At 57.5% G+C, this 19,174-nt stretch carries 14 protein-coding genes and 1 pseudogene; 10 read left to right on the top strand and 5 right to left on the bottom strand.

Annotated elements, in window-relative coordinates:
* Positions 1-71 precede the first annotated feature (71 nt).
* Positions 72-3,782 (bottom strand): translocation/assembly module TamB domain-containing protein, encoded by a 3,711-nt coding sequence (locus tag G3M63_RS14715; protein ID WP_163983613.1) that lies wholly within the window; start codon positions 3,780-3,782, stop codon positions 72-74.
* Positions 3,779-5,497, bottom strand: a complete 1,719-nt coding sequence (locus G3M63_RS14720; protein WP_163983614.1) for an autotransporter assembly complex family protein — start codon at positions 5,495-5,497, stop codon at positions 3,779-3,781. Before G3M63_RS14720 ends, G3M63_RS14715 begins: the two co-directional genes overlap by 4 nt.
* Positions 5,498-5,656: 159 nt before the next feature.
* Here G3M63_RS14720 and xthA point away from each other — a divergent pair, with 159 nt between their 5' ends.
* Positions 5,657-6,472, top strand: a complete 816-nt coding sequence (gene xthA / locus G3M63_RS14725; RefSeq protein ID WP_163983615.1) for an exodeoxyribonuclease III — start codon at positions 5,657-5,659, stop codon at positions 6,470-6,472.
* A gap of 91 nt (positions 6,473-6,563) precedes the next feature.
* On the opposite strand, the gene clpA is transcribed toward xthA, so the two are convergent.
* Together clpA and clpS are read right to left on the bottom strand one after the other, a co-directional pair.
* Positions 6,564-8,831 carry an ATP-dependent Clp protease ATP-binding subunit ClpA gene (gene clpA / locus G3M63_RS14730; protein ID WP_150301595.1) on the bottom strand — a complete coding sequence of 756 codons (2,268 nt, stop codon included), beginning with the start codon at positions 8,829-8,831 and terminating at the stop codon, positions 6,564-6,566.
* A 33-nt stretch (positions 8,832-8,864) separates the two neighbouring features.
* Entirely contained in the window at positions 8,865-9,227 is a 363-nt protein-coding gene (clpS, locus tag G3M63_RS14735) for an ATP-dependent Clp protease adapter ClpS (protein WP_150301594.1), read from the bottom strand.
* A 205-nt stretch (positions 9,228-9,432) separates the two neighbouring features.
* Here clpS and cspD point away from each other — a divergent pair, with 205 nt between their 5' ends.
* Complete coding sequence (cspD, locus tag G3M63_RS14740; RefSeq protein ID WP_150301593.1) at positions 9,433-9,696, top strand: cold shock domain-containing protein CspD; 264 nt, start codon at positions 9,433-9,435, stop codon at positions 9,694-9,696.
* 165 nt (positions 9,697-9,861) lie between these two features.
* On the opposite strand, the gene icd is transcribed toward cspD, so the two are convergent.
* Positions 9,862-11,121, bottom strand: coding sequence for an NADP-dependent isocitrate dehydrogenase (gene icd, locus G3M63_RS14745; protein WP_163983616.1), 1,260 nt, complete (start codon positions 11,119-11,121; stop codon positions 9,862-9,864).
* A 402-nt stretch (positions 11,122-11,523) separates the two neighbouring features.
* Between icd and G3M63_RS14750 the strand changes: the two genes are divergently transcribed.
* From G3M63_RS14750 to G3M63_RS14785, 8 genes and pseudogenes are all read left to right on the top strand, one after another.
* Complete coding sequence (locus G3M63_RS14750) at positions 11,524-11,958, top strand: NUDIX hydrolase (protein WP_163983617.1); 435 nt, start codon at positions 11,524-11,526, stop codon at positions 11,956-11,958.
* 1 nt (position 11,959) lies between these two features.
* The gene (gene mnmA, locus G3M63_RS14755) at positions 11,960-13,090 is read left to right on the top strand and encodes a tRNA 2-thiouridine(34) synthase MnmA (protein WP_163983618.1); all 1,131 of its coding nucleotides are present in this window, start codon (positions 11,960-11,962) and stop codon (positions 13,088-13,090) included.
* Positions 13,087-13,707, top strand: a complete 621-nt coding sequence (hflD, locus tag G3M63_RS14760) for a high frequency lysogenization protein HflD (protein WP_150301589.1) — start codon at positions 13,087-13,089, stop codon at positions 13,705-13,707. Before mnmA ends, hflD begins: the two co-directional genes overlap by 4 nt.
* Positions 13,700-14,590 carry a DMT family transporter gene (locus G3M63_RS14765; protein ID WP_163983619.1) on the top strand — a complete coding sequence of 297 codons (891 nt, stop codon included), beginning with the start codon at positions 13,700-13,702 and terminating at the stop codon, positions 14,588-14,590. Before hflD ends, G3M63_RS14765 begins: the two co-directional genes overlap by 8 nt.
* A gap of 36 nt (positions 14,591-14,626) precedes the next feature.
* On the top strand, positions 14,627-15,997 hold the full coding sequence (purB, locus tag G3M63_RS14770) for an adenylosuccinate lyase (RefSeq protein ID WP_163983620.1): 1,371 nt from the start codon (positions 14,627-14,629) through the stop codon (positions 15,995-15,997).
* A gap of 78 nt (positions 15,998-16,075) precedes the next feature.
* Positions 16,076-17,251 carry a cupin domain-containing protein gene (locus G3M63_RS14775; protein WP_163983621.1) on the top strand — a complete coding sequence of 392 codons (1,176 nt, stop codon included), beginning with the start codon at positions 16,076-16,078 and terminating at the stop codon, positions 17,249-17,251.
* Positions 17,238-17,660 (top strand): annotated as a pseudogene (locus G3M63_RS19570) (GNAT family N-acetyltransferase); the annotation flags it as partial. The gene G3M63_RS14775 and the pseudogene G3M63_RS19570, both read left to right, overlap by 14 nt.
* Positions 17,661-18,262: 602 nt before the next feature.
* A complete protein-coding gene (locus tag G3M63_RS14785) occupies positions 18,263-19,084 on the top strand; it encodes a secretin N-terminal domain-containing protein (RefSeq protein WP_163983623.1) in 822 nt (273 codons plus the stop codon).
* The last annotated feature ends 90 nt before the right edge of the window (positions 19,085-19,174 follow it).

The raw sequence follows: 19,174 nt of genomic DNA on the forward strand, positions 1-19,174 counted from the left end.
TCCTTGTTGATGCCGCGCAGGTTGCGCGGGCTGTGAATGGGAATCACTGTAGCACTTGCGCCTGCAGTCGCTCAAAAATCGATACGGTAGAAGAAATCCAGCGAACTGGCAAAACCGCTAAGTGCTTCGAGATACAGACGGCGTGTCAGTTCATAACGGATCCCGACCTGACTGGCCGGCTCGAACACGCCTACCCCGTAGCGCAGGCTGAGCTTATCCGTCAGATAGCCCGCCGCAACCACCTGAGTGGTGTCGCCGGTACCTTCGGTATCGAGCTGGAAATTCTTGATCCCCAGACTGCCAGCAATGCTCTGCGCCATGGGCCCGCTGCCCGCCATGCCTAATGCCAGAGCGGCCTGGCCGAGCACGTTGGAATCACCACCGTCGCTACCAAGCGGCCGCCCCAGTATGAGATAGGACAATGCCTGCTCCTGAGCCATAGCCGGTTCAGAGAATATCTCCGACTGGGGCTGTTCCGCTGGTCCCGTCAAACGCAGCCCGGCGGTAACGCCGTCAACCTCGCGGATCGCTTCGATGTTGAGGTACGGCTGGCTTATCGGGCCGGCAAACAGAAGCTGCGCGCGACGGAGCTTGAGCCGCTGCCCGTAGCCACGGTAGCGGCCGTCAAGGATGTTCAGATCGCCGTTGGCGGTCATGGTCTCCTCAACCTGAATTTGTCCACGCAACCGGCCGGTCAGACCAAAGCCTGAAAAACGCAGTTGATCGCCGATAATCAGCTGCACGCTTGCATCGATATCCAGTGGAGCCTGTTCAACTGCAGTCTGTTCGCCTACCACAACGGCGTCAGGCGATAACCTGACAGCCTGAGGCGGCAATTCACGAACCGTTATATCGCCTTCCGGGATGGCTATCTGGCCGAGCACCTGCAAGCGGTTGTCAGCCAGACTGATCGTCAGGTCCGGACTGACCTGCAAGTCAGCGTAGGGTTCCACCGTGACTGGCAGGGCGCTGCCGGTTACCGCCAGCGAGAGGTCGAGTTCGGGCGCCCAGACGATCTGCCCGCTGATGTTGCCCTGCCCTGCTTCACCGCTGCGCCAATCACCTGAAAGCGTAGCGCTCTGTCCGGAGATCTCTGCGCGAGCGTTCAGCTGCTCGAAGCTGACCGGCAACTCCGGGCCGCTGATTTCACCTTCCTGCAGCACGACGACACCTGCCACTTCGGGTGCCTGCAGCGTACCGGCCAGATCCCCGTTGCCGTTCAGCTCGCCGCGCACCACCTCGACGTTTGGCAGGAAAGGCCGGATAAAGTCGAGTTTGAAGCCGTCGAGTTGGTAGCTACCGGTGAGCTGTTGCTCACCCGCCGGGTCCTGAACATCCGCCTGAATATTCAGCTGACCAAGCGCCTCACTCTGCAGGACGAAGTTATTCCGCGCACGCTGGGGATCGAGCTGCGAGGTAAGCTCGAGACGCGAATAGGGAAAGGCAATCGTCTGGTCCAGGTCGGTGACCGAAACCATACCGTCAACGCTGCTGATCCTGGCCTCTGCTGTCGGCTGCTCACCGGCGGGTTGGGAGAACTCGACATCCGCATTCAGCGTGCCATTCCAGGAGAAATCCTCGGGTAGGAAATCTTCGAGCGATGTCAGAGGAAATTCGTTCAGCGTCAGAGCCAGCTGCCGGTCTGGCATCAATTGCTGAGGCCCTTCGAAACACAGACGCGCCGACTCATGCGTCCAGCAATGCGCCTGCAACGCGAGCTGGCCGTCAGCCAGTTGATATTCAATCGGAGCGCGGCCCTCCAGCTGCCAATCCAGACCGCTGGCCTCGATTTCGCCACGTACCAGGCTACCTTGCCACAGGTCGTCAGTCAGGCCGCCTTCAACCCGGCTGCGGATATCGAGCACGCTGCGCTCCAGCGTGAGATCCAGCGCATGGGCCGCACGGTTACCCTGCAATTGAATGTCGAGATTGCCCAGGCGGGTCTCGCCATTTCGCATGCGATCAGCGGACAGATTCAGCCGGCCGGGCATTTCCTCGGACAGGGTCACTTCACCAGTCAGGCTGATCTGATTCAGTTCTAGCTGTTCGTAGCCAATCTGATGCCCCTGGATATTGGCGTTCACCCGCGGCGCATCCAGCGAACCTGCTGCGTTGACATCACCAACAAGCTGCCCCGACAACCCCGGCCACAAGCTCTCCAGTGCGCGGAGATCGATATCGAGATCCGCCGCTATCTCTTCACCCCAGCGGCCTCCGCCCGAAACACGGTTCTCCCCCTGGGTAAGCAGTATGTCTGTGAAGTCCCAGTTCTGGTCCTGCTTGGTTACGGCGCCGTACAGCCGCAACTCACGCTCACGCAAGGAGCCGTTCAGCTCCCAGTCGGCGACCAGTTCTAGCTGTTCATCTTCCAGGCTGCCCCGGCTGCTTATCGGGCCATTGAGGCTACCTGGCAGATCTGCGACGAAAACCCCCGGGTCCAGGTCTTCCAACAGCAGCTGGGCATCCCAGGCAACACCCTCTGTGAGTTCCAGCGCCAGTTCTCCGTTGGCGCTGCCCGCGGAGGTTGTGACGGTAAGGGGCGCAACATTGATGCGGTCCGGGTTGCCGGCTACGGTCATCTGGATATCCGCACTTTGCCCCGCAACCCCGGACAGCGAAGCGCTCAGTTCGCTACGAAACTCCATGCCTTGCAAACTGGCGTCTACCTGTAGCTGTTCTACGACGATCTCGCCGATATCCTGAGGGTATAGCCATTGCCAGGGGAACCGGTCCAGTTCTGCCTGGATCTCAGCTTCAAGCTCATCCTCCCAGGAAGCGGCTCCGGTGAGCGCGATACGCCTGGCAGGTTCGTCCGCAACCCGGAGCTGGAGCTCCAGATCGGAAACGCCTGTGGCCCTGGCCAAAGCGTCCAGCTGCAATGCAATCTCGCCGCCTTCGCCAGGCAGGCTGCCCTGGCCGCGTAGCGCATAGCCAGAATCGAGATTCCCCTGCGCGGTCACTGCCAGAGCCTGCAGAGTCAGCGTTTCAGGCAGCGTCGACAGGGCAAGATAATCCTCGCTCTGCCACTCCAGGGTAAGCGGCAAAGCGGGTTCCAGAGGGGCGACGCGACCGGTCAGGCGGCCGGTGATATAACCATCCGTGCGAAGATCAATCCGCAGGTCCTCGACACTGCCGCTGAGCCTGAGGTCGGCAGCGAGTTCGCGCTCGTCCACAGGCGGCAAGTCGGCGACGGTTCGAATCATCAGGGGCCAGCCATCAGCCATACGAATTTCGCCGTCCAGCTTCCAGCTCAACTGCGGCCCCGCCCCGCTGAACTCACGTATATAAAGTAATTGCCCGTCCAACGCAGCGGTGAGGAATATATCTGTCAGTACGGGCTCTTCCGGTCCCAGCCAGATACTGCCGATCGAAAGCCGCTGCAGATCCAGCCCGAGCGGTAGATCGATATCCGGTAGTTCTATGGCCTGATTGGTAGCGGGCTCCTCTTCTTCTGCAGGTTGCGTGTCGATATGGATGCTGGCGATGTCGATGTACTCGACGCAAAGCCGCCCGCTTCCCAGGCAGCGAAAAGTCCAGGAACTGGCCAGGTCCTCAACAACCAGCTGCAGGTTCTCGTCACGCCACTCGAGACGCTCTACTGACCAGCCGCCCCACAGATCACCCGTGACGTCGGTCAGTTGCAGGCGGGGCTCGAATTCTTCGACCTGCTTGAACAACCAGCGATTTACCCCATCGTTGGCAAGCAGCAATGCCAGCACCAGAGGGATCAGCGCCAGGATCAACAGCCCCCGCAAAAATATCTTGGTAATGAACCAGATCACAGCTCAGGTCCCATGGCAAAATGAATACGAAAGCCCTGCTCCGAGTCGCTTATGGACTTGGCGAGGTCCAGGCGAATGGGGCCTATCGGCGATACCCAGCGAATCCCGACCCCGACGCTGGTTTCCAGCGGATCTTCAAGCGAATCGACGGCGTTACCATGGTCGACGAACACCGCGCCGCGCCATTTATCAATGAACTCATATTGATACTCGAGACTCCCCGCCACCAGGTAGCGACCGCCGATATTGTCACCGGTCTCGTCGACCGGCGATAAGGTGCGAAAGTCATAGCCGCGCACGCTCTGGTCGCCGCCGGCAAAGAAGCGCAGCGAGGGTGGCACGCGCTCGAAGCTCTGGCTGGCAACGGCGCCAAGCTGCGCTCGGCCCAACAGCCGGTGCCGATCCTGCAGGGTGTAGAGGCCGCGCGCAGCGCCGGTCACACGCAGGAAGTCAAAGTCAGAGATGAAGCCTTCCTTGGCGCCCTGAACTTCGAACGCAAGGCTATAGCCCTGGCTTGGGTCCATGCCGCCATCGCTGTTGGTGCGATTGAAGCCGAGACTGGGTATCAACAGGGTGGCATCGCCCTCATCGTTACCCACCTTGAAGCGTTCTTCTTCAAGCCGCAGACCTATCGCCCGTTCCCAGCCGTTTTTCAGTCGTCGCTGATGGAGCGCGCCAATTACGAAATTTTCTGTCTCGACGTCCTCGATGTCTTCCTTTTGGATACCGGTGAAGAATCGCAGACTGGATGCCTGCGGAGGCGTCAGCGGAATCTGGTACCAGGTGGTGATCTGTTGTCTGGGCAGGGATAACTCAAGGTCCGCACCGCGGCTATGACCGTGTTCGTTCAGCCAGTGCTGAGTCCAGTTGATACGCCCGCGGGCACCCACGTCCGTGGAATAGCCGCCACCGAAGCCGAGCGAGTGCGGCTTGCGTGCGCTGAGAGTCGCCTGCACCGGTATGACGCCATCAACCGCCTGGGACGCGGGCGCGAGCACCTGCACATTCTCGAAGTAGCCTGTCGATAACAGGTCGCGGTTGAATTCGGCCAACAGCTCCGAATCATAGGGCACGCCGCTATCGAAGGTAACGATGCTGCGCAGCAGATCTTCCGTAAATGGCGTATCGGAGAACGTCACATCCCCAAGGCGATAGCGCTCACCAGAATCGTAAAGCAGGGAAATGTCAGCCTGATTCGCCTCAGCATCAATCAACAGGCGGCTTTCAACGAAACGTCCGGAAAAATAACCGTAACGTAAAGCCTGATTGCTGATCAGTGATTTCGCACTTTCGTAATGCCCATGATGCAGTCTTGCGCCGGGGGTCAGCCTCGGGCTGTCCGGTCGCCGAAAGGCAGGCGTCCCTTCACCGGGGCCGGTCACGCGGATATCAACCTCCCGCAGGCGGACTGGCTCGCCAAGCGTTACGTTGAGTTCCAGAACAGGTGAGTCGTTGCTGCCGGTAACGCGAGGACGAACGCGCACATCGTAGTAACCAAGCGCCTTGGCAGCGTCGATGGCCTGGTCCCGGCTATGCCTGGCCTGGCGCCACATATCGCGCCGGTTCTCGGCTTCGACAGGACCTATGAAGGCCTGGATATTGTTTCTTACTGCGGTGTTGGCGGGCTCCACATTGACTCTCAGCTCGGCCTGTCCGGCAGTGGAGACCAGCAGCAGGCACGCAAGCAGGGATACCGGAATAAAAGGTCGAGCCATGATTTCGATTATCCAACAACTGAATGGCGGGAGGAATGCTAACATGCTGCCCCGTTCGATCGGACCGAAACCTGCGAAGCGTCAGCTGTTAAGGTGCATGGCTTCTGCTCTGAAAACCTTGCCAACCGGCACCGATTGCCTGAATTCATAGGACAAACGATGAAAGTAGTTTCTTTTAATATCAATGGCTTGAGAGCACGACCTCATCAATTAAAGGCGATAATTGAGCGTCACTCTCCTGACGTGATCGGTTTGCAGGAAACCAAGGTAGACGATTCAATGTTTCCCTTGGCTGAAGTCGAATCGTTGGGCTATCACGTGTTTTACCACGGTCAGAAAGGCCATTACGGTGTCGCGCTGTTGACCCGAGCGGAGCCACTCTGGCTCGTCAAAGGCTTACCAACCGATGGCGAGGCCTCACAGCGCAGAATGATTTCCGCTGCCCTGACCTGTTCCGATGGCTCTGAAATGGTCGTTTTCAACGGTTACTTCCCTCAAGGTGAGAGCCGTCATCACCCCGTCAAGTTCCCAGCCAAGACGCGTTTCTACGCTGATCTCCAGGCGCATATCGAGCAAAACTTCAGCCCTGAACAGAAGTTGGTGGTGATGGGCGATATAAACATCTCTCCCGAGGATTGTGATATCGGTATCGGCGCAGTCAATGCCCAGCGCTGGCTACGCACCGGCAAATGCAGCTTCCTGCCTGAGGAGCGTGCCTGGCTCCAGCGGCTCAAGGATTGGGGCTTGGTTGATACTTACAGGCATCTGAATCCGGACGTGAATGACAGGTTCAGCTGGTTTGACTATCGCAGCCGCGGTTTCGATGACGACCCCCGCCGCGGGTTGCGTATCGATGTGGTCATGGCGAGCAAAGCCCTGATTGGATCATGCGTCGATACAGGCATCGACTATGACATCCGGTCGATGGAAAAGCCCTCTGACCACGCCCCGATATGGGCGACATTCAACTGCTGATTGCTTGCAGTCAGAATTGCCCGCAATAAAAAAGCCGGTACGCGGCTAGCTGACGCTAACCCCGTACCGGCTTTGTCCCGACCTGTGATGCTCAGGCCATTTCTTCTTCCAGCACATTCAGGATCAGTTCGTCGTCGCGCAAACTGATCTGGACAGTGCCACCGTGCTCAGCGAGATCCCCAAACAGGATCTGTTCGGCCAGGGGCCGTTTGATCTTGTCCTGAATCAGACGCGCCATTGGCCGCGCACCCATCAGCGGATCATAGCCGTGTTCGGCCAGCCACTTACGAGCGTCTTCATCGACTTCAATGACCACGTGCTTGTCTTCCAGCTGGGCCTGAAGCTCGGTGAGGAACTTGTCGACCACCGAAGTGATGCTCTGATGGCTCAGGCTGCCAAACTGGATGATCGCGTCCAGACGGTTGCGAAACTCGGGGGTGAACGTCTTCTTGATCACTTCCGACGCGTCGCTGGTGTGATCCTGACGAGTGAAGCCAATCGACGCGCGGGACATGGATTCAGCGCCGGCGTTGGTGGTCAACACTATGATCACGTTGCGGAAATCCGCTTTACGGCCGTTGTTGTCGGTCAGCGTGCCATGGTCCATCACCTGCAACAGCAGGTTGAAGACTTCCGGGTGCGCCTTCTCGATCTCGTCCAGCAGCAATACGCAGTGCGGCGTCTTGTTGATGGCTTCGGTAAGCAGACCGCCCTGATCAAAGCCGACATAACCTGGCGGCGCCCCGATCAACCTGGAGACCGTATGCCGTTCCATGTATTCCGACATATCGAACCGCACCAGCTCCACGCCAAGGCTTTTCGCCAACTGACGGGTTACTTCGGTCTTGCCTACGCCTGTGGGGCCGGAGAACAGGAACGAGCCCACCGGCTTGTCCGCAGACTTGAGGCCGGCACGCGATAGTTTGATCGCGGTGGATAGCGATTCGATCGCGGTATCCTGGCCAAAGACCACCAGCTTGAGATCCCGGTCGAGATTCTGCAAGAGCTCCTTGTCGGTGGACGAAACGTGCTTCGGCGGTATCCGCGCGATCTTGGCGACAATTGCTTCGACTTCCGCCACATCGATGCACTCGGGCCGCTCCTCAACCGGCTTCAGACGCTGATAGGCGCCCGCCTCGTCGATAACATCAATCGCCTTGTCCGGCATATGACGATCATTGATGTAGCGCGACGCCAGCTCAGAGGCGGCTCTTAGCGCTTCGTCGGTATAACGGATGCCGTGATGTTCCTCGAACCGGCTCTTGAGACCCCGCAGGATCTGTACGGTATCTTCGACTGAAGGCTCGATAACATCGACCTTCTGGAAACGACGAGCCAGCGCCCGGTCTTTCTCGAAGATGCCCCGAAACTCCTGGAAGGTAGTCGAGCCGATACAGCGGATCTCCCCGGAAGAAAGCATTGGCTTGAGCAGGTTGGACGCGTCCATCACCCCACCCGATGCCGCGCCGGCACCAATAATGGTATGTATTTCATCAATAAAAAGAATCGCTTGCGGGCGTTTCTTCAAGGCTTTTAGCAGCGCCTTGAAGCGCTTTTCGAAATCGCCGCGGTATTTGGTGCCCGCTAACAGGGCGCCCAGATCAAGCGAGTACACGACCGCCTCGGTCAGGATGTCTGGCACTTCACCGTCAACGATGCGCTTGGCCAGCCCTTCGGCGATAGCCGTCTTGCCCACACCAGCCTCACCCACCAGCAGCGGGTTGTTCTTGCGACGCCGCACCAGAATCTGAGCGACCCGTTCCACCTCCGAAGCGCGCCCGACCAGGGGGTCAATCCGTCCGATCCGGGCCTGTTCGTTGAGATTACTGGCATAGGTCTCAAGGGGGTTGTTCGACGTAGCGGCCTCGCCGGCCTCTTCGTCCATACCCTCCTGCTCCGGTTGAATCTGCTCGGCATCGCCGGCGACCTTGGAGATGCCGTGGGAGATGTAGTTGACGATATCGATCCGGGCGATTTGCTGCTGCTTCAGGAAGAACACTGCCTGGCTTTCCTGTTCGCTGAAAATCGCCACCAGTACATTGGCACCGCTAACCTCGCCCTTGCCCGAACTTTGCACATGGAACACGGCACGCTGCAATACGCGCTGAAAGCCCAGCGTCGGCTGGGTCTCGCGCTCGTGGTCGTGCTTGGGGATCAATGGCGTAGTGGAATCAATGAACTCGGTCAGCTCGCGGCGCAGCCGCTCCATATCGGCTCCACATGCGCGCATGACTGCTACTGCTGCCTGATTATCCAGCAAGGCCAACAACAGATGTTCGACCGTCATGAATTCGTGGCGCTTGTTTCGCGCTTCCTTGAACGCCAGGTTCAGGGTGATCTCGAGATCTCTATTCAGCATTTTGCCACCTCATCATGCGACCCAGTCGCTTTATCACGCGTCCCGTTCTATCTGACACATCAACGGATGCTGGCATTCCCTCGCGTACTCATTTACCTGTTCGGCCTTCGTCTCGGCTATGTCCCGAGTATAGACGCCACAAACCGCCCTGCCTTCAGTATGAACCTTTAACATCACCTGAGTTGCCGCTTCGCGATTCAGCATGAAAAAAGACTCCAGCACCTCTACCACAAAATCCATCGGCGTGAAGTCATCGTTGAGCATAACCACCTTGTACCGTGATGGCGGTTTGAGCTCAGGCTTGCTCGTCTCGACCGCCAGATCGTGATCTTCTTCGCGCCCCGGTTCATCAGGCCCCTGGTTGGAGGTTAGTAGAATTTTTTGCTTTGAAAACATATTGATGGATCACTGTTGCTGGGAGCAGAACTCCGAGGGGGAATGTGTACTGGTACACAGCTTGCCAGAGGGCACCTTGACTTACTGTGAATCAATGTTAAAAAGTGTAAACAAGCATGACGTGCAGGTCACTTGTTTTTGATCTTTCCATGCTGTGTGAATTCAGTTTCATTCTTCCCCGGCGGGGTTAGCAGAGGATGTGGTAATGGAGAACGGTAAGGTCAAGTGGTTCAATAATGCCAAAGGGTACGGCTTCGTCGTAGCCGATGGACGAGATGAGGATCTTTTTGCGCATTATTCGGCAATTCAGATGGAGGGGTACCGCACATTGAAAGCCGGACAACCTGTCCAGTTCGAAATCATCCAGGGCCCCAAGGGCCTGCACGCGGTCAATATCCAGTCTGTGGCAGAGAAGAAACCCGAGGAAGCCAAGGCAGGGCTCAAGGAGACTGCTTCAGCCAATCACTGATACTCAAGATCCCGGACGGCAGCATAGGCTGCCTTTTAGCGCAGGCCAACCTCCTGGGCAGTAAACAATAAAACCGGCTTAAGCCGGCTTTATTGTTTCTGCATGAAATCAGGATCTGTTGCCATTCCCTCGCGGCCGCGACGAAACGACAACAGTTTCCTTATCTCAGCCCATGGCGGTGATCATGTCATCACCAAACTCCGAGCATTTACGCAGCTGTGCACCTTCCATCAACCGTTCGAAGTCATAGGTAACGGTCTTGTTGGCGATCGCGCCTTCGGTTCCCTTGATGATCAGATCAGCTGCTTCAATCCAGCCCATGTGACGCAGCATCATTTCTGCAGACAGAATCAGCGAACCCGGGTTGACCTTGTCCTGGCCCGCATACTTGGGTGCGGTGCCGTGAGTCGCTTCGAACATCGCAACGGTGTCGGACAGGTTTGCCCCCGGAGCGATACCAATTCCGCCGACTTCGGCGGCCAGCGCGTCGGAGAGATAGTCGCCGTTCAGGTTCAGCGTGGCGATCACATCGTAGTCAGCCGGACGCAGCAGAATCTGCTGGAGCATGGCGTCAGCGATGACGTCCTTGACCACGATGTTCTTGCCGGTCTTCGGGTTCTTGAACTGCATCCATGGACCACCATCCAGAAGCTCAGCGCCGAACTCGGTGCGGGCAACTTCGTAACCCCACTCCTTGAAGGCACCTTCGGTGAACTTCATGATGTTGCCTTTGTGGACGATAGTCACCGAATCGCGGTCATTGTCGACTGCGTACTGCAGAGCGCGTTGAACAAGGCGCTTGGTACCCTCTTCGGAGACCGGCTTGATGCCGATGCCGCACATATCAGTGAAACGGATCTTGGTGACACCCATTTCGTCTTCGAGGAATTTGATGACCTTCTTCGCTTCCGGTGAACCCGCCTTGAATTCAACACCTGCGTAGATGTCTTCAGAGTTCTCACGGAAGATCACCATGTCCACGTCGCCAGGCTTGTTGACCGGGCTAGGAACACCGGTAAACCAGCGGACCGGACGCTGACAGACGTACAGATCAAGCTGCTGGCGTAGCGCAACGTTCAACGAACGGATGCCGCCGCCAACCGGGGTGGTCAATGGACCCTTGATCGAAACCACATAATCCTTGACGGCATGCAGGGTTTCTTCAGGCAGCCAGGTGTCCTGGTCATAGACCTGAGTGGCCTTCTCGCCGGCAAAAATTTCCATCCAGGAGATCTTGCGCTTGCCGCCATACGCCTTTTCAACAGCAGCATCTACAACCTTCATCATGACCGGAGAAATGTCGACACCGATCCCGTCGCCTTCGATGTAAGGAATGACCGGGTTGTCCGGCACGTTGAGAGACAGGTCCGCATTGACGGTAATTTTGTCGCCGCTGTTCGGCACCTGGATCTTTTGGTATCCCATGTTTGACTCCGTTGTGTTGTCGTTGTCAGAAGATTGATCGCAAGCGGATAACCTGCGATCAGAGAATAAGGTACACGGCTCTGTTGTCTTTTTTCATTAAAGCGATGAAAGTCGACGAGCTCAATGAGTGCCGGCATTGTTGTAGTTTTCCTACAAAAAGTCACGCACTTTTAGGTCTTCTTCACCAGCTGTGCGCGTTCCAGCTGCGTTGAGCTACCAGAGCGGCGTTTACGTTCATCCGGATGTAGTAACACTACATTCTCCGCTACATATCGGTGAGCAACAGCATCCTAGCTGTTTTTTGAATCTATTCCAGCACCTCTGCATGGCAGGCAATTATGAGCCATGGTTCACGCCAGAGCATGTTTAAGCTACTCTATGCCACCTTTACGGAGGCCTGGCATGCGTTTTTTACCCCACCTTACCGTTGCCACCATCGTCGAAGATCGGGGCCGCTTTCTTATGGTAGAGGAGCGCCAGGATGGACGTGCTGTTCTAAACCAGCCCGCAGGGCATTTGGAAGCCGACGAAAGTCTCATTGACGCGGCGCAGCGTGAAACGCTGGAGGAAACCGGCTGGACGGTGGAGATTACCGGTCTCATTGGCCTTTACTTGTTTACCGCCCGTAACGGTACGACGTACCAACGAACCTGTTTCGCTGGGCGTCCTCTTAACCACGACCCGTCCCGCGAGCTGGATGATGGCATCATAGCTGCCCACTGGATGACACTTGAGCAACTGCAGAACACCCCGATCGAGCTGCGCAGCCATCTTGTGCTTGATTGCATCCGGGATTATCTCGAGAAACCGCACTATCCACTGGACCTGATTCGCTGATATGACTTCCACATCCAATAGAACGCCCAACCAGACCCGCGTCATTGTCGGCATGTCCGGCGGGGTGGACTCCTCTGTATCCGCTGCGCTTCTGCTGGAACAAGGCTTCCAGGTGGAGGGGCTGTTCATGAAGAACTGGGACGAGGATGACGGCACCGAGTACTGCACTGCCAGGGAGGACCTGGCCGATGCACAAGCCGTGTCCGACCGGCTTGGCATCAAATTGCACACGGCGAATTTTGCTGCAGAGTACTGGGATAACGTGTTCGAGCATTTTCTCGAAGAGTACAAAGCCGGGCGCACCCCTAATCCGGACATCCTCTGCAACCGGGAAATCAAATTCAAAGCCTTCCTCGATTACGCCTTGATGCTCGGCGCTGATCTGATTGCTACCGGGCACTACGTGCGCCGGGCCGATACGGGCGGCCAGACCCGTCTCTTGCGCGGGCTCGATGGCAACAAGGACCAGAGTTACTTTTTGCATGCGGTACAGGGCGAACAGATTGCACGCACCCTCTTCCCGGTGGGTGAGCTGGAAAAACCGGAAGTGCGCCGCATAGCCGAGAAGTACGAGCTGGCGACGGCGCGGAAAAAAGACTCCACGGGTATCTGTTTCATCGGTGAGCGCCGCTTCAGCGATTTTCTCAAGCAGTATCTGCCGGCCCAGCCAGGGAATATCGAAACCACTACCGGACAGGTTATCGGTCAGCACCACGGTCTGATGTATCACACGATCGGTCAGCGCCAGGGGTTGGGTATTGGCGGAATGCAGGGTGCCCGAGATGACCCCTGGTACGTACTGCGCAAGGACTTGCAGCGCAACGTATTGGTTGTCGGCCAGGGCAACAACCATCCCTGGCTGTTCGCCAGTGCGCTGGAATGCTCCGAGCTTTTCTGGGTCAACCACCCTGCTTTCGAGTTTCCGGTAAGGCTCACGGCAAAGGTGCGTTATCGCCAGCCAGATCAGCACTGCGTACTTGAGCGCACGGACTCTGGTTATCTGATCCGCTTCGATGAGCCGCAACGCGCAGTGACGCCCGGTCAATCGGTGGTCCTTTATCAGGACGACGTATGCCTTGGTGGCGGTGTGATAGAAACAGCAATCGCTGCCTGCGACGAGGACGCCGCATGAACCGGGCGGAGGAACAGGTCATCGCGCTGGGTGCCATATTCGAAGCCGCTCAGCAGGTCGACAAACTCGCCCGAACCGGTCAGTACGGCGAAGGCCCTGTACGCTGTCTCCTGCAAAGCATTTTCGAACGCTCGCCCGACGACGTGATGGAAGTCTATGGCGGCTCGCTCTATCCGGTCCGCCACGGCATCCAGGCGCTCCAGGCCATGCTTGAACGTGATACCGTGGGCCTGCAACGGCAAGCGCTGCGTTATGTCATGAACCTGTTGGCCCTTGAGCGACAGCTCGCCAAGCGTGACGACATGCTGCAAGTACTGGGACAGCGGCTTGATCAGGTTGGCAACCAGGTCGAGCACTTCGGCTTGCTGCATGACAACGTGATGGCCGGCCTCGGGGGCACCTACCAGGACACCCTCAGTACCCTGAAAATGCGCATCCAGGTGCAGGGCGACATGCGTCATCTGCAGCAGCCCTCTACTGCAAACCAGATTCGCGCGCTGCTGCTGGCAGGCATTCGGTCCGCACGCTTATGGCGTCAACTGGATGGCCACCGCTGGCAACTGCTGGTATCGCGACGCAAGCTGCTGGATGCCACCCGGTCGGTATTGAATGGTTGAGCTGACCCGGCTTGACCATCCGCGCAAAGGCGCAGCGTTATTGACATTATCCGCCCTGCTGTTCTCTATCATGGGTGTCCTGATTCGCGAAGCATCGCTGACCGTCAACAACGAGACCATCGTATTCGCTCGCAACTTCATCGGCGTGCTGTTCTTTCTGCCGATGATTGCGGTGCGTGGATTCCGGCCCTTTCGTACCCAACGACTGGGCGGGCATTTCCTGCGCACCTTCTATGGCTTGAGCGCGATGTACTGCTTTTTCTACGCCATTGCCCATCTGCCGCTTGCCGACTCGATGATCTTTACCTATGCCGCCCCGGTATTCACCCCCATTCTCGCCTGGCTGTGGCTGCGTGAATCTTTGACCCCGCGCATGATGGTTATGGTGTTGATCGGTTTCGCTGGTGTACTGCTGGTAGCCAAGCCGACCGGGGCCCTGTTCGATCCGAAGGGCCTGGTGGGTATCGGCGCGAGTTTACTGGCAGCGTCTGCCTGGGTTTCCATCAGAGCAATGAGCGACACCGAGCCAGTCAGCCGTATCGTGTTCTATTTTGCGACCTTTTCGGCGTTATTGTCCGCCATACCCTTGTTTTGGGCCTGGCAACCGCTGACGCTAGTCGAGCTCTTGCTGCTTGCCGGCGTCGGGATTGTCGCCACGGCCAGCCAGCTGATCATGTCTCATGCGTACGCCCTGGCACCACCAGGCAAGATTGGCCCGTTCAGCTACCTGGCCATTGTGTTCTCCGGTTTCATCGCCTGGCTGCTATGGAATGAAGTGCCTGGTCTCACCACCTGGCTCGGTGCCGGGCTGATCTTCGCGTCCACCCTGCTGAGCCTGACCTTGCCTGCCCGACGGTCCAAAACGCCCCGGACTGGTGTATGATTTGCCCCTTTCCGCCTGACCAATTACGAGAATCCTATGCAACTTTCCTCCCTCACCGCCGTATCTCCGGTTGATGGCCGTTACGGCAGCAAGACCGCCAGCCTGCGCAGTATTTTCAGTGAATACGGTCTCATCCGCTTCCGTGTTCAGGTTGAGGTTCGCTGGCTCCAATGCCTGGCTGCACATCCGGGTGTGCCTGAGGTAGGCCCCTTCTCTGATCAGGCTAATCAATTGCTGGACCGCTTGGCGGATGACTTCCAGCTTGAGCACGCCGAACGCATCAAGGAAATCGAACGCACCACCAATCACGACGTTAAAGCGGTAGAGTATCTATTAAAAGAACAGGTTAAGAGTCTCCCGGAACTTCAGGAAATTAATGAGTTTATTCATTTCGCCTGCACCTCGGAAGACATCAATAACCTGTCCCATGCGCTGATGCTGCGCAGCGGCCGTGATGAGGTGCTGCTCCCGCTGATGCGTCGTATTGCCGATGACATCCGTGGACTGGCCAAGCAGTATGCGGACGTTCCGATGCTGTCCCGCACCCATGGGCAACCTGCCTCGCCTACCACGCTGGGCAAGGAGCTGGCGAACGTTGTTTATCGACTCGAACGACAGATCAGCCAGGTCGAGGCAGTGCCGTTGCTGGGCAAGATCAACGGTGCAGTGGGTAACTACAACGCCCATCTCTCGGCCTATCCGCAGATCGATTGGGAAGACAACGCTAAGAGCTTCATTGAGGATATTCTCGGGCTCACCTTCAACCCTTACACCACCCAGATCGAGCCGCACGACTATATCGCCGAGCTGTTCGACGCAGTGGCCCGCTTCAATACAATCCTCATCGATTTCGACCGTGATATCTGGGGCTATATTTCGCTCGGCTACTTCAAGCAGAAGACCGTCGCTGGCGAAATCGGCTCTTCGACGATGCCGCACAAGGTCAACCCGATCGACTTTGAAAACTCGGAAGGCAATCTCGGGATCGCCAATGCCCTCCTCCAGCATCTGGCGAGCAAGCTCCCAATATCCCGTTGGCAGCGGGATCTAACCGACTCCACTGTGTTGCGTAATCTCGGTGTTGGCTTCGCTCATGGCGTTATTGCCTACGAATCAACTATCAAGGGAATCAGCAAGTTAGAGCTGAACGCTCAGAAGATAGCTGCAGATCTGGATAACTGCTGGGAAGTATTGGCCGAGCCAATCCAGACGGTCATGCGTCGCTACGCGGTTCCGGATGCATACGAGAAGCTGAAGGAGCTGACGCGCGGTAAAGGCATCACGCCTGATGCGCTACAACAATTTGTTGATGGCCTGGAAATCCCTGATGCGGCCAAGCAGGAACTCAAGGCGCTCACGCCTGCTTCCTACATAGGTAACGCCGTCGATCAGGCGAGGCGCGTCTGAGCCTGCCTAGGCGTTAGCCCTCCTCGCTTCTCCTACACGCCCGGTGCCTCCGGGCGTTTTAAGTTACAGGTATTCTAGATGGCATCTCTCGATCACGTTTCACCGCTTGGCAACATCTCCGTCGAAGCATTCCTGCGAGACTATTGGCAGAAGAAACCGCTGCTTATACGTCAGGCCTTTACCGATTTCGAGAATCCATTATCAGCCGATGAGCTTGCCGGCCTGTCGCTTGAGGATGAAGTGGAGTCCCGTATCGTCCTTGAACATGGGGAGCGCCCCTGGGAGCTGCGTCGCGGGCCCTTCACTGAAGACGACTACCGCTCGCTCCCCGAGCAGGACTGGACTCTACTGGTCCAGGCGGTTGATCAGTTCGTCCCGGACGTCGCGGACCTGATGAAAGCGTTCAGTTTCCTTCCCAGCTGGAGGCTGGACGATGTCATGATCAGCTATGCCACGCCCGGTGGCAGCGTCGGCCCGCATTATGACAACTATGATGTTTTCTTGCTGCAGGGCGAGGGTCACCGGCGCTGGAAACTGGGTCAACGCTGTGACGCTGAAAGCCCGCTGCTGGATAACCCCGACCTCAAGATTCTGAGCGAATTTGAGCAGCAGGAGGAATGGGTGCTGGCTCCGGGGGATATGCTTTACATCCCGCCAGGTCTGGCCCATTACGGTATCGCCGAAGACGAATGCATGACCTATTCGATCGGCTTCCGGGCACCCAGCCATCACGAAGTGCTGGTGCATTACACAGATTTCCTTGGTCAGCATTTGAGCGAGCAGCAGCGCTACAGTGACGCCGGTCAGCCCGTCCCCGTCAATCCGGCCGAAATCGACGACGCTGCGGTAGATCGGCTACGGGAGATACTGCTCGAAGCGGCCAATGACAAAACCGCCCTGGCTATCTGGTTCGGACGTTTCATGACCGAGCCCCGATATCCTGAACTGCTCCAGCCCATGCCACAGGAACCAGGCGAACTGGCGCAGCTGTTGAGCCAGGGCTACGGTCTGGTTCGCAATCCTAGCGCTCGCCTCGCCTACCGTGTCGAAGGCGACCAGGTGGTGCTCTTCGCCAGTGGTGAGCATTGCGTGCTGCCTGCTTCACTGTTGCCGCTGGTTCAACTAGTCTGTAATGAGGATTATCTGGACGCTGAGCACCTGCTCCAGTGGCAGACCGACACGGAAGGCTGGACGTTACTGGAACAGTTGCTCGACAAGGGAGACCTCCTGCCGGAGGGAGATGATGAGGAATGACGTCAGGATTGAGGTAGCCGACTGGCTCAGCTGTGAATCGCTGCGCGATATCCGGCGAGCCGTATTTATCGATGAGCAATGTATCCCGGCCGATGAAGAATGGGACGCCGACGACGCTGTATCGGTGCATTTCCTGATGCGAGTGAAAGGCGAGCCTGCCGGCACGGCACGCCTGCTGCCGGATGGCCACATAGGTCGCGTAGCGATTATGCGTGACTGGCGCGGCACCGGCCTTGGCAGGGCGCTGATGCTGGCGGTGATGGAACATGCTCGCGGCGCAGGGATGGATACGCTCAGGCTCTCAGCCCAGACCTATGCGCTGGATTTCTATCGCGGTCTGGGCTTTGTGGTCGACTCCGGTGAATATCTCGAGGCGGGCATTCCCCATCACCGCATGATCTGCCGCAGTGGCATAAACAGCGCATCCGACGAGATGGCCCCGATCGATTTCATTTCTCCTGGACGCTTCGAGATCCACAATCCGCAAGAACCGACGCGCCCCGATAGCGAATATCCTCAGCCGCAACGCCTGGGCATCGATCCAGACTTGGTGCCAGTCGACGAGCAGAATGCGCTGCAGCATGCATGCAATCTCGCGTTACAGGCGCGTCGCAGCCTGACCATTTACGCGGCTGATCAGGCACTGTGGTTGTTCAATCAGCGTGCATTCATTGAAAGTTGTAAGCCCTTGATTACTTGCAACCCCAGGGCGCGAATTCGTGTCCTGGTACAGGATGTCGGCAAGGATCTGCTTAATGGCCACAGTATTGTCGGGCTGATGCATCGCTTCCCCAGCTTTTGCGAAGTACGGCGACAACACCCGGACCTGGCACCTGATCCCAGGGTTTTCATGCTCGCTGATGATGCCGGTCTTCTGTTGCTACCCAAGGCCACTATGCGCAATGGCTTCGTCCGCTATAACAGTCGCGACCAGGTCAGGCGCCACGGCGGCCGGTTCGATGAGTTATGGGCTACCAGTCAGACCGACCCCGCCCTGCGCAGGTTCTTGTTATGAATCGCCCTGCCCGTTTCCTGCGTTGCTGTGTATCGCTCGTCTGGCTAGCGGCTTCTGCTGTATCCGGGGCACCAACAACAGAGGTCATCCCGCTCAGCTATGGGCTAGCGGAATCCCTGGTTCCGGTCGTCCAGCCAATGCTGCAGGACGACGAACGGATTTCTGCTTACGGCAACCAGTTAGTCATTCGCGCTAAACCCGGACGAATCGCTGACATTCGCACCTTGATCGCGGATCTTGACCGCCAACCTGCGCGCTTGAGAATCAGTGTTGCGAGTAGTCAGAACGCAATGAATCAAAGCCGCGGCCATCGCGTCGATGGCCAAATCAGCTCGGGATCTGGGAGCGTTGTCATAGGCAACCCCGATGAACGAAACCGTGCGCGAATCGTACGTCGGGAAACGCGCGGCGCAGCAGACGGTGTCCGCCAGATTACCGCTAACGAGGGATATCCGGTGTTGATCCAGAGCGGCCACAGCGTACCGGTTTCCACACAGACCACGGATGCTTACGGGCGGGTCATCGAGCAGACCCAATACCGCGACGTAACGCAGGGCTTCTATGCAACGGTGCGCCTGAATGGCGATATGGCAACAATCATCCTGAACACCAACGATGACCATATAAACCGCGCCGATAGCCGGCGCATTGACGTACGGCATCTCGATACGCAGATCACTACCAGGTTGGGCGAATGGGTGACGGTTGGCGCGCTAGGGGATACCGAAACGGCAGAGAGCCGCGATATCGGTCGGCGTACAACCACCCGGCAAGAGGATTCGGGCAGCATACGGCTCATGATTGAACGCCTTGATTGAACTTTTTCGCAATTCTGTAGTGCAACGAAATAATCACTACATGCAAGTTGACTTATCCTCTGGCAAGTCGCATTATTGCCCCGCTCCCGC

The sequence above is a fragment of the Pseudomonas sp. OIL-1 genome (genome assembly GCF_010669185.1).
In the GTDB taxonomy this organism is placed as follows: Bacteria; Pseudomonadota; Gammaproteobacteria; order Pseudomonadales; family Pseudomonadaceae; genus Halopseudomonas; species Halopseudomonas profundi.

Coding starts and splice junctions, on each gene's coding strand:
- G3M63_RS14720 (WP_163983614.1), bottom strand. CDS start 5,497: ATGGCTCGACCTTTTATTCCGGTATCCCTGCTTGCGTGCCTGCTGCTG.
- xthA (WP_163983615.1), top strand. CDS start 5,657: ATGAAAGTAGTTTCTTTTAATATCAATGGCTTGAGAGCACGACCTCAT.
- clpA (WP_150301595.1), bottom strand. CDS start 8,831: ATGCTGAATAGAGATCTCGAGATCACCCTGAACCTGGCGTTCAAGGAA.
- clpS (WP_150301594.1), bottom strand. CDS start 9,227: ATGTTTTCAAAGCAAAAAATTCTACTAACCTCCAACCAGGGGCCTGAT.
- cspD (WP_150301593.1), top strand. CDS start 9,433: ATGGAGAACGGTAAGGTCAAGTGGTTCAATAATGCCAAAGGGTACGGC.
- icd (WP_163983616.1), bottom strand. CDS start 11,121: ATGGGATACCAAAAGATCCAGGTGCCGAACAGCGGCGACAAAATTACC.
- G3M63_RS14750 (WP_163983617.1), top strand. CDS start 11,524: ATGCGTTTTTTACCCCACCTTACCGTTGCCACCATCGTCGAAGATCGG.
- mnmA (WP_163983618.1), top strand. CDS start 11,960: ATGACTTCCACATCCAATAGAACGCCCAACCAGACCCGCGTCATTGTC.
- hflD (WP_150301589.1), top strand. CDS start 13,087: ATGAACCGGGCGGAGGAACAGGTCATCGCGCTGGGTGCCATATTCGAA.
- G3M63_RS14765 (WP_163983619.1), top strand. CDS start 13,700: ATGGTTGAGCTGACCCGGCTTGACCATCCGCGCAAAGGCGCAGCGTTA.
- purB (WP_163983620.1), top strand. CDS start 14,627: ATGCAACTTTCCTCCCTCACCGCCGTATCTCCGGTTGATGGCCGTTAC.
- G3M63_RS14775 (WP_163983621.1), top strand. CDS start 16,076: ATGGCATCTCTCGATCACGTTTCACCGCTTGGCAACATCTCCGTCGAA.
- G3M63_RS14785 (WP_163983623.1), top strand. CDS start 18,263: ATGAATCGCCCTGCCCGTTTCCTGCGTTGCTGTGTATCGCTCGTCTGG.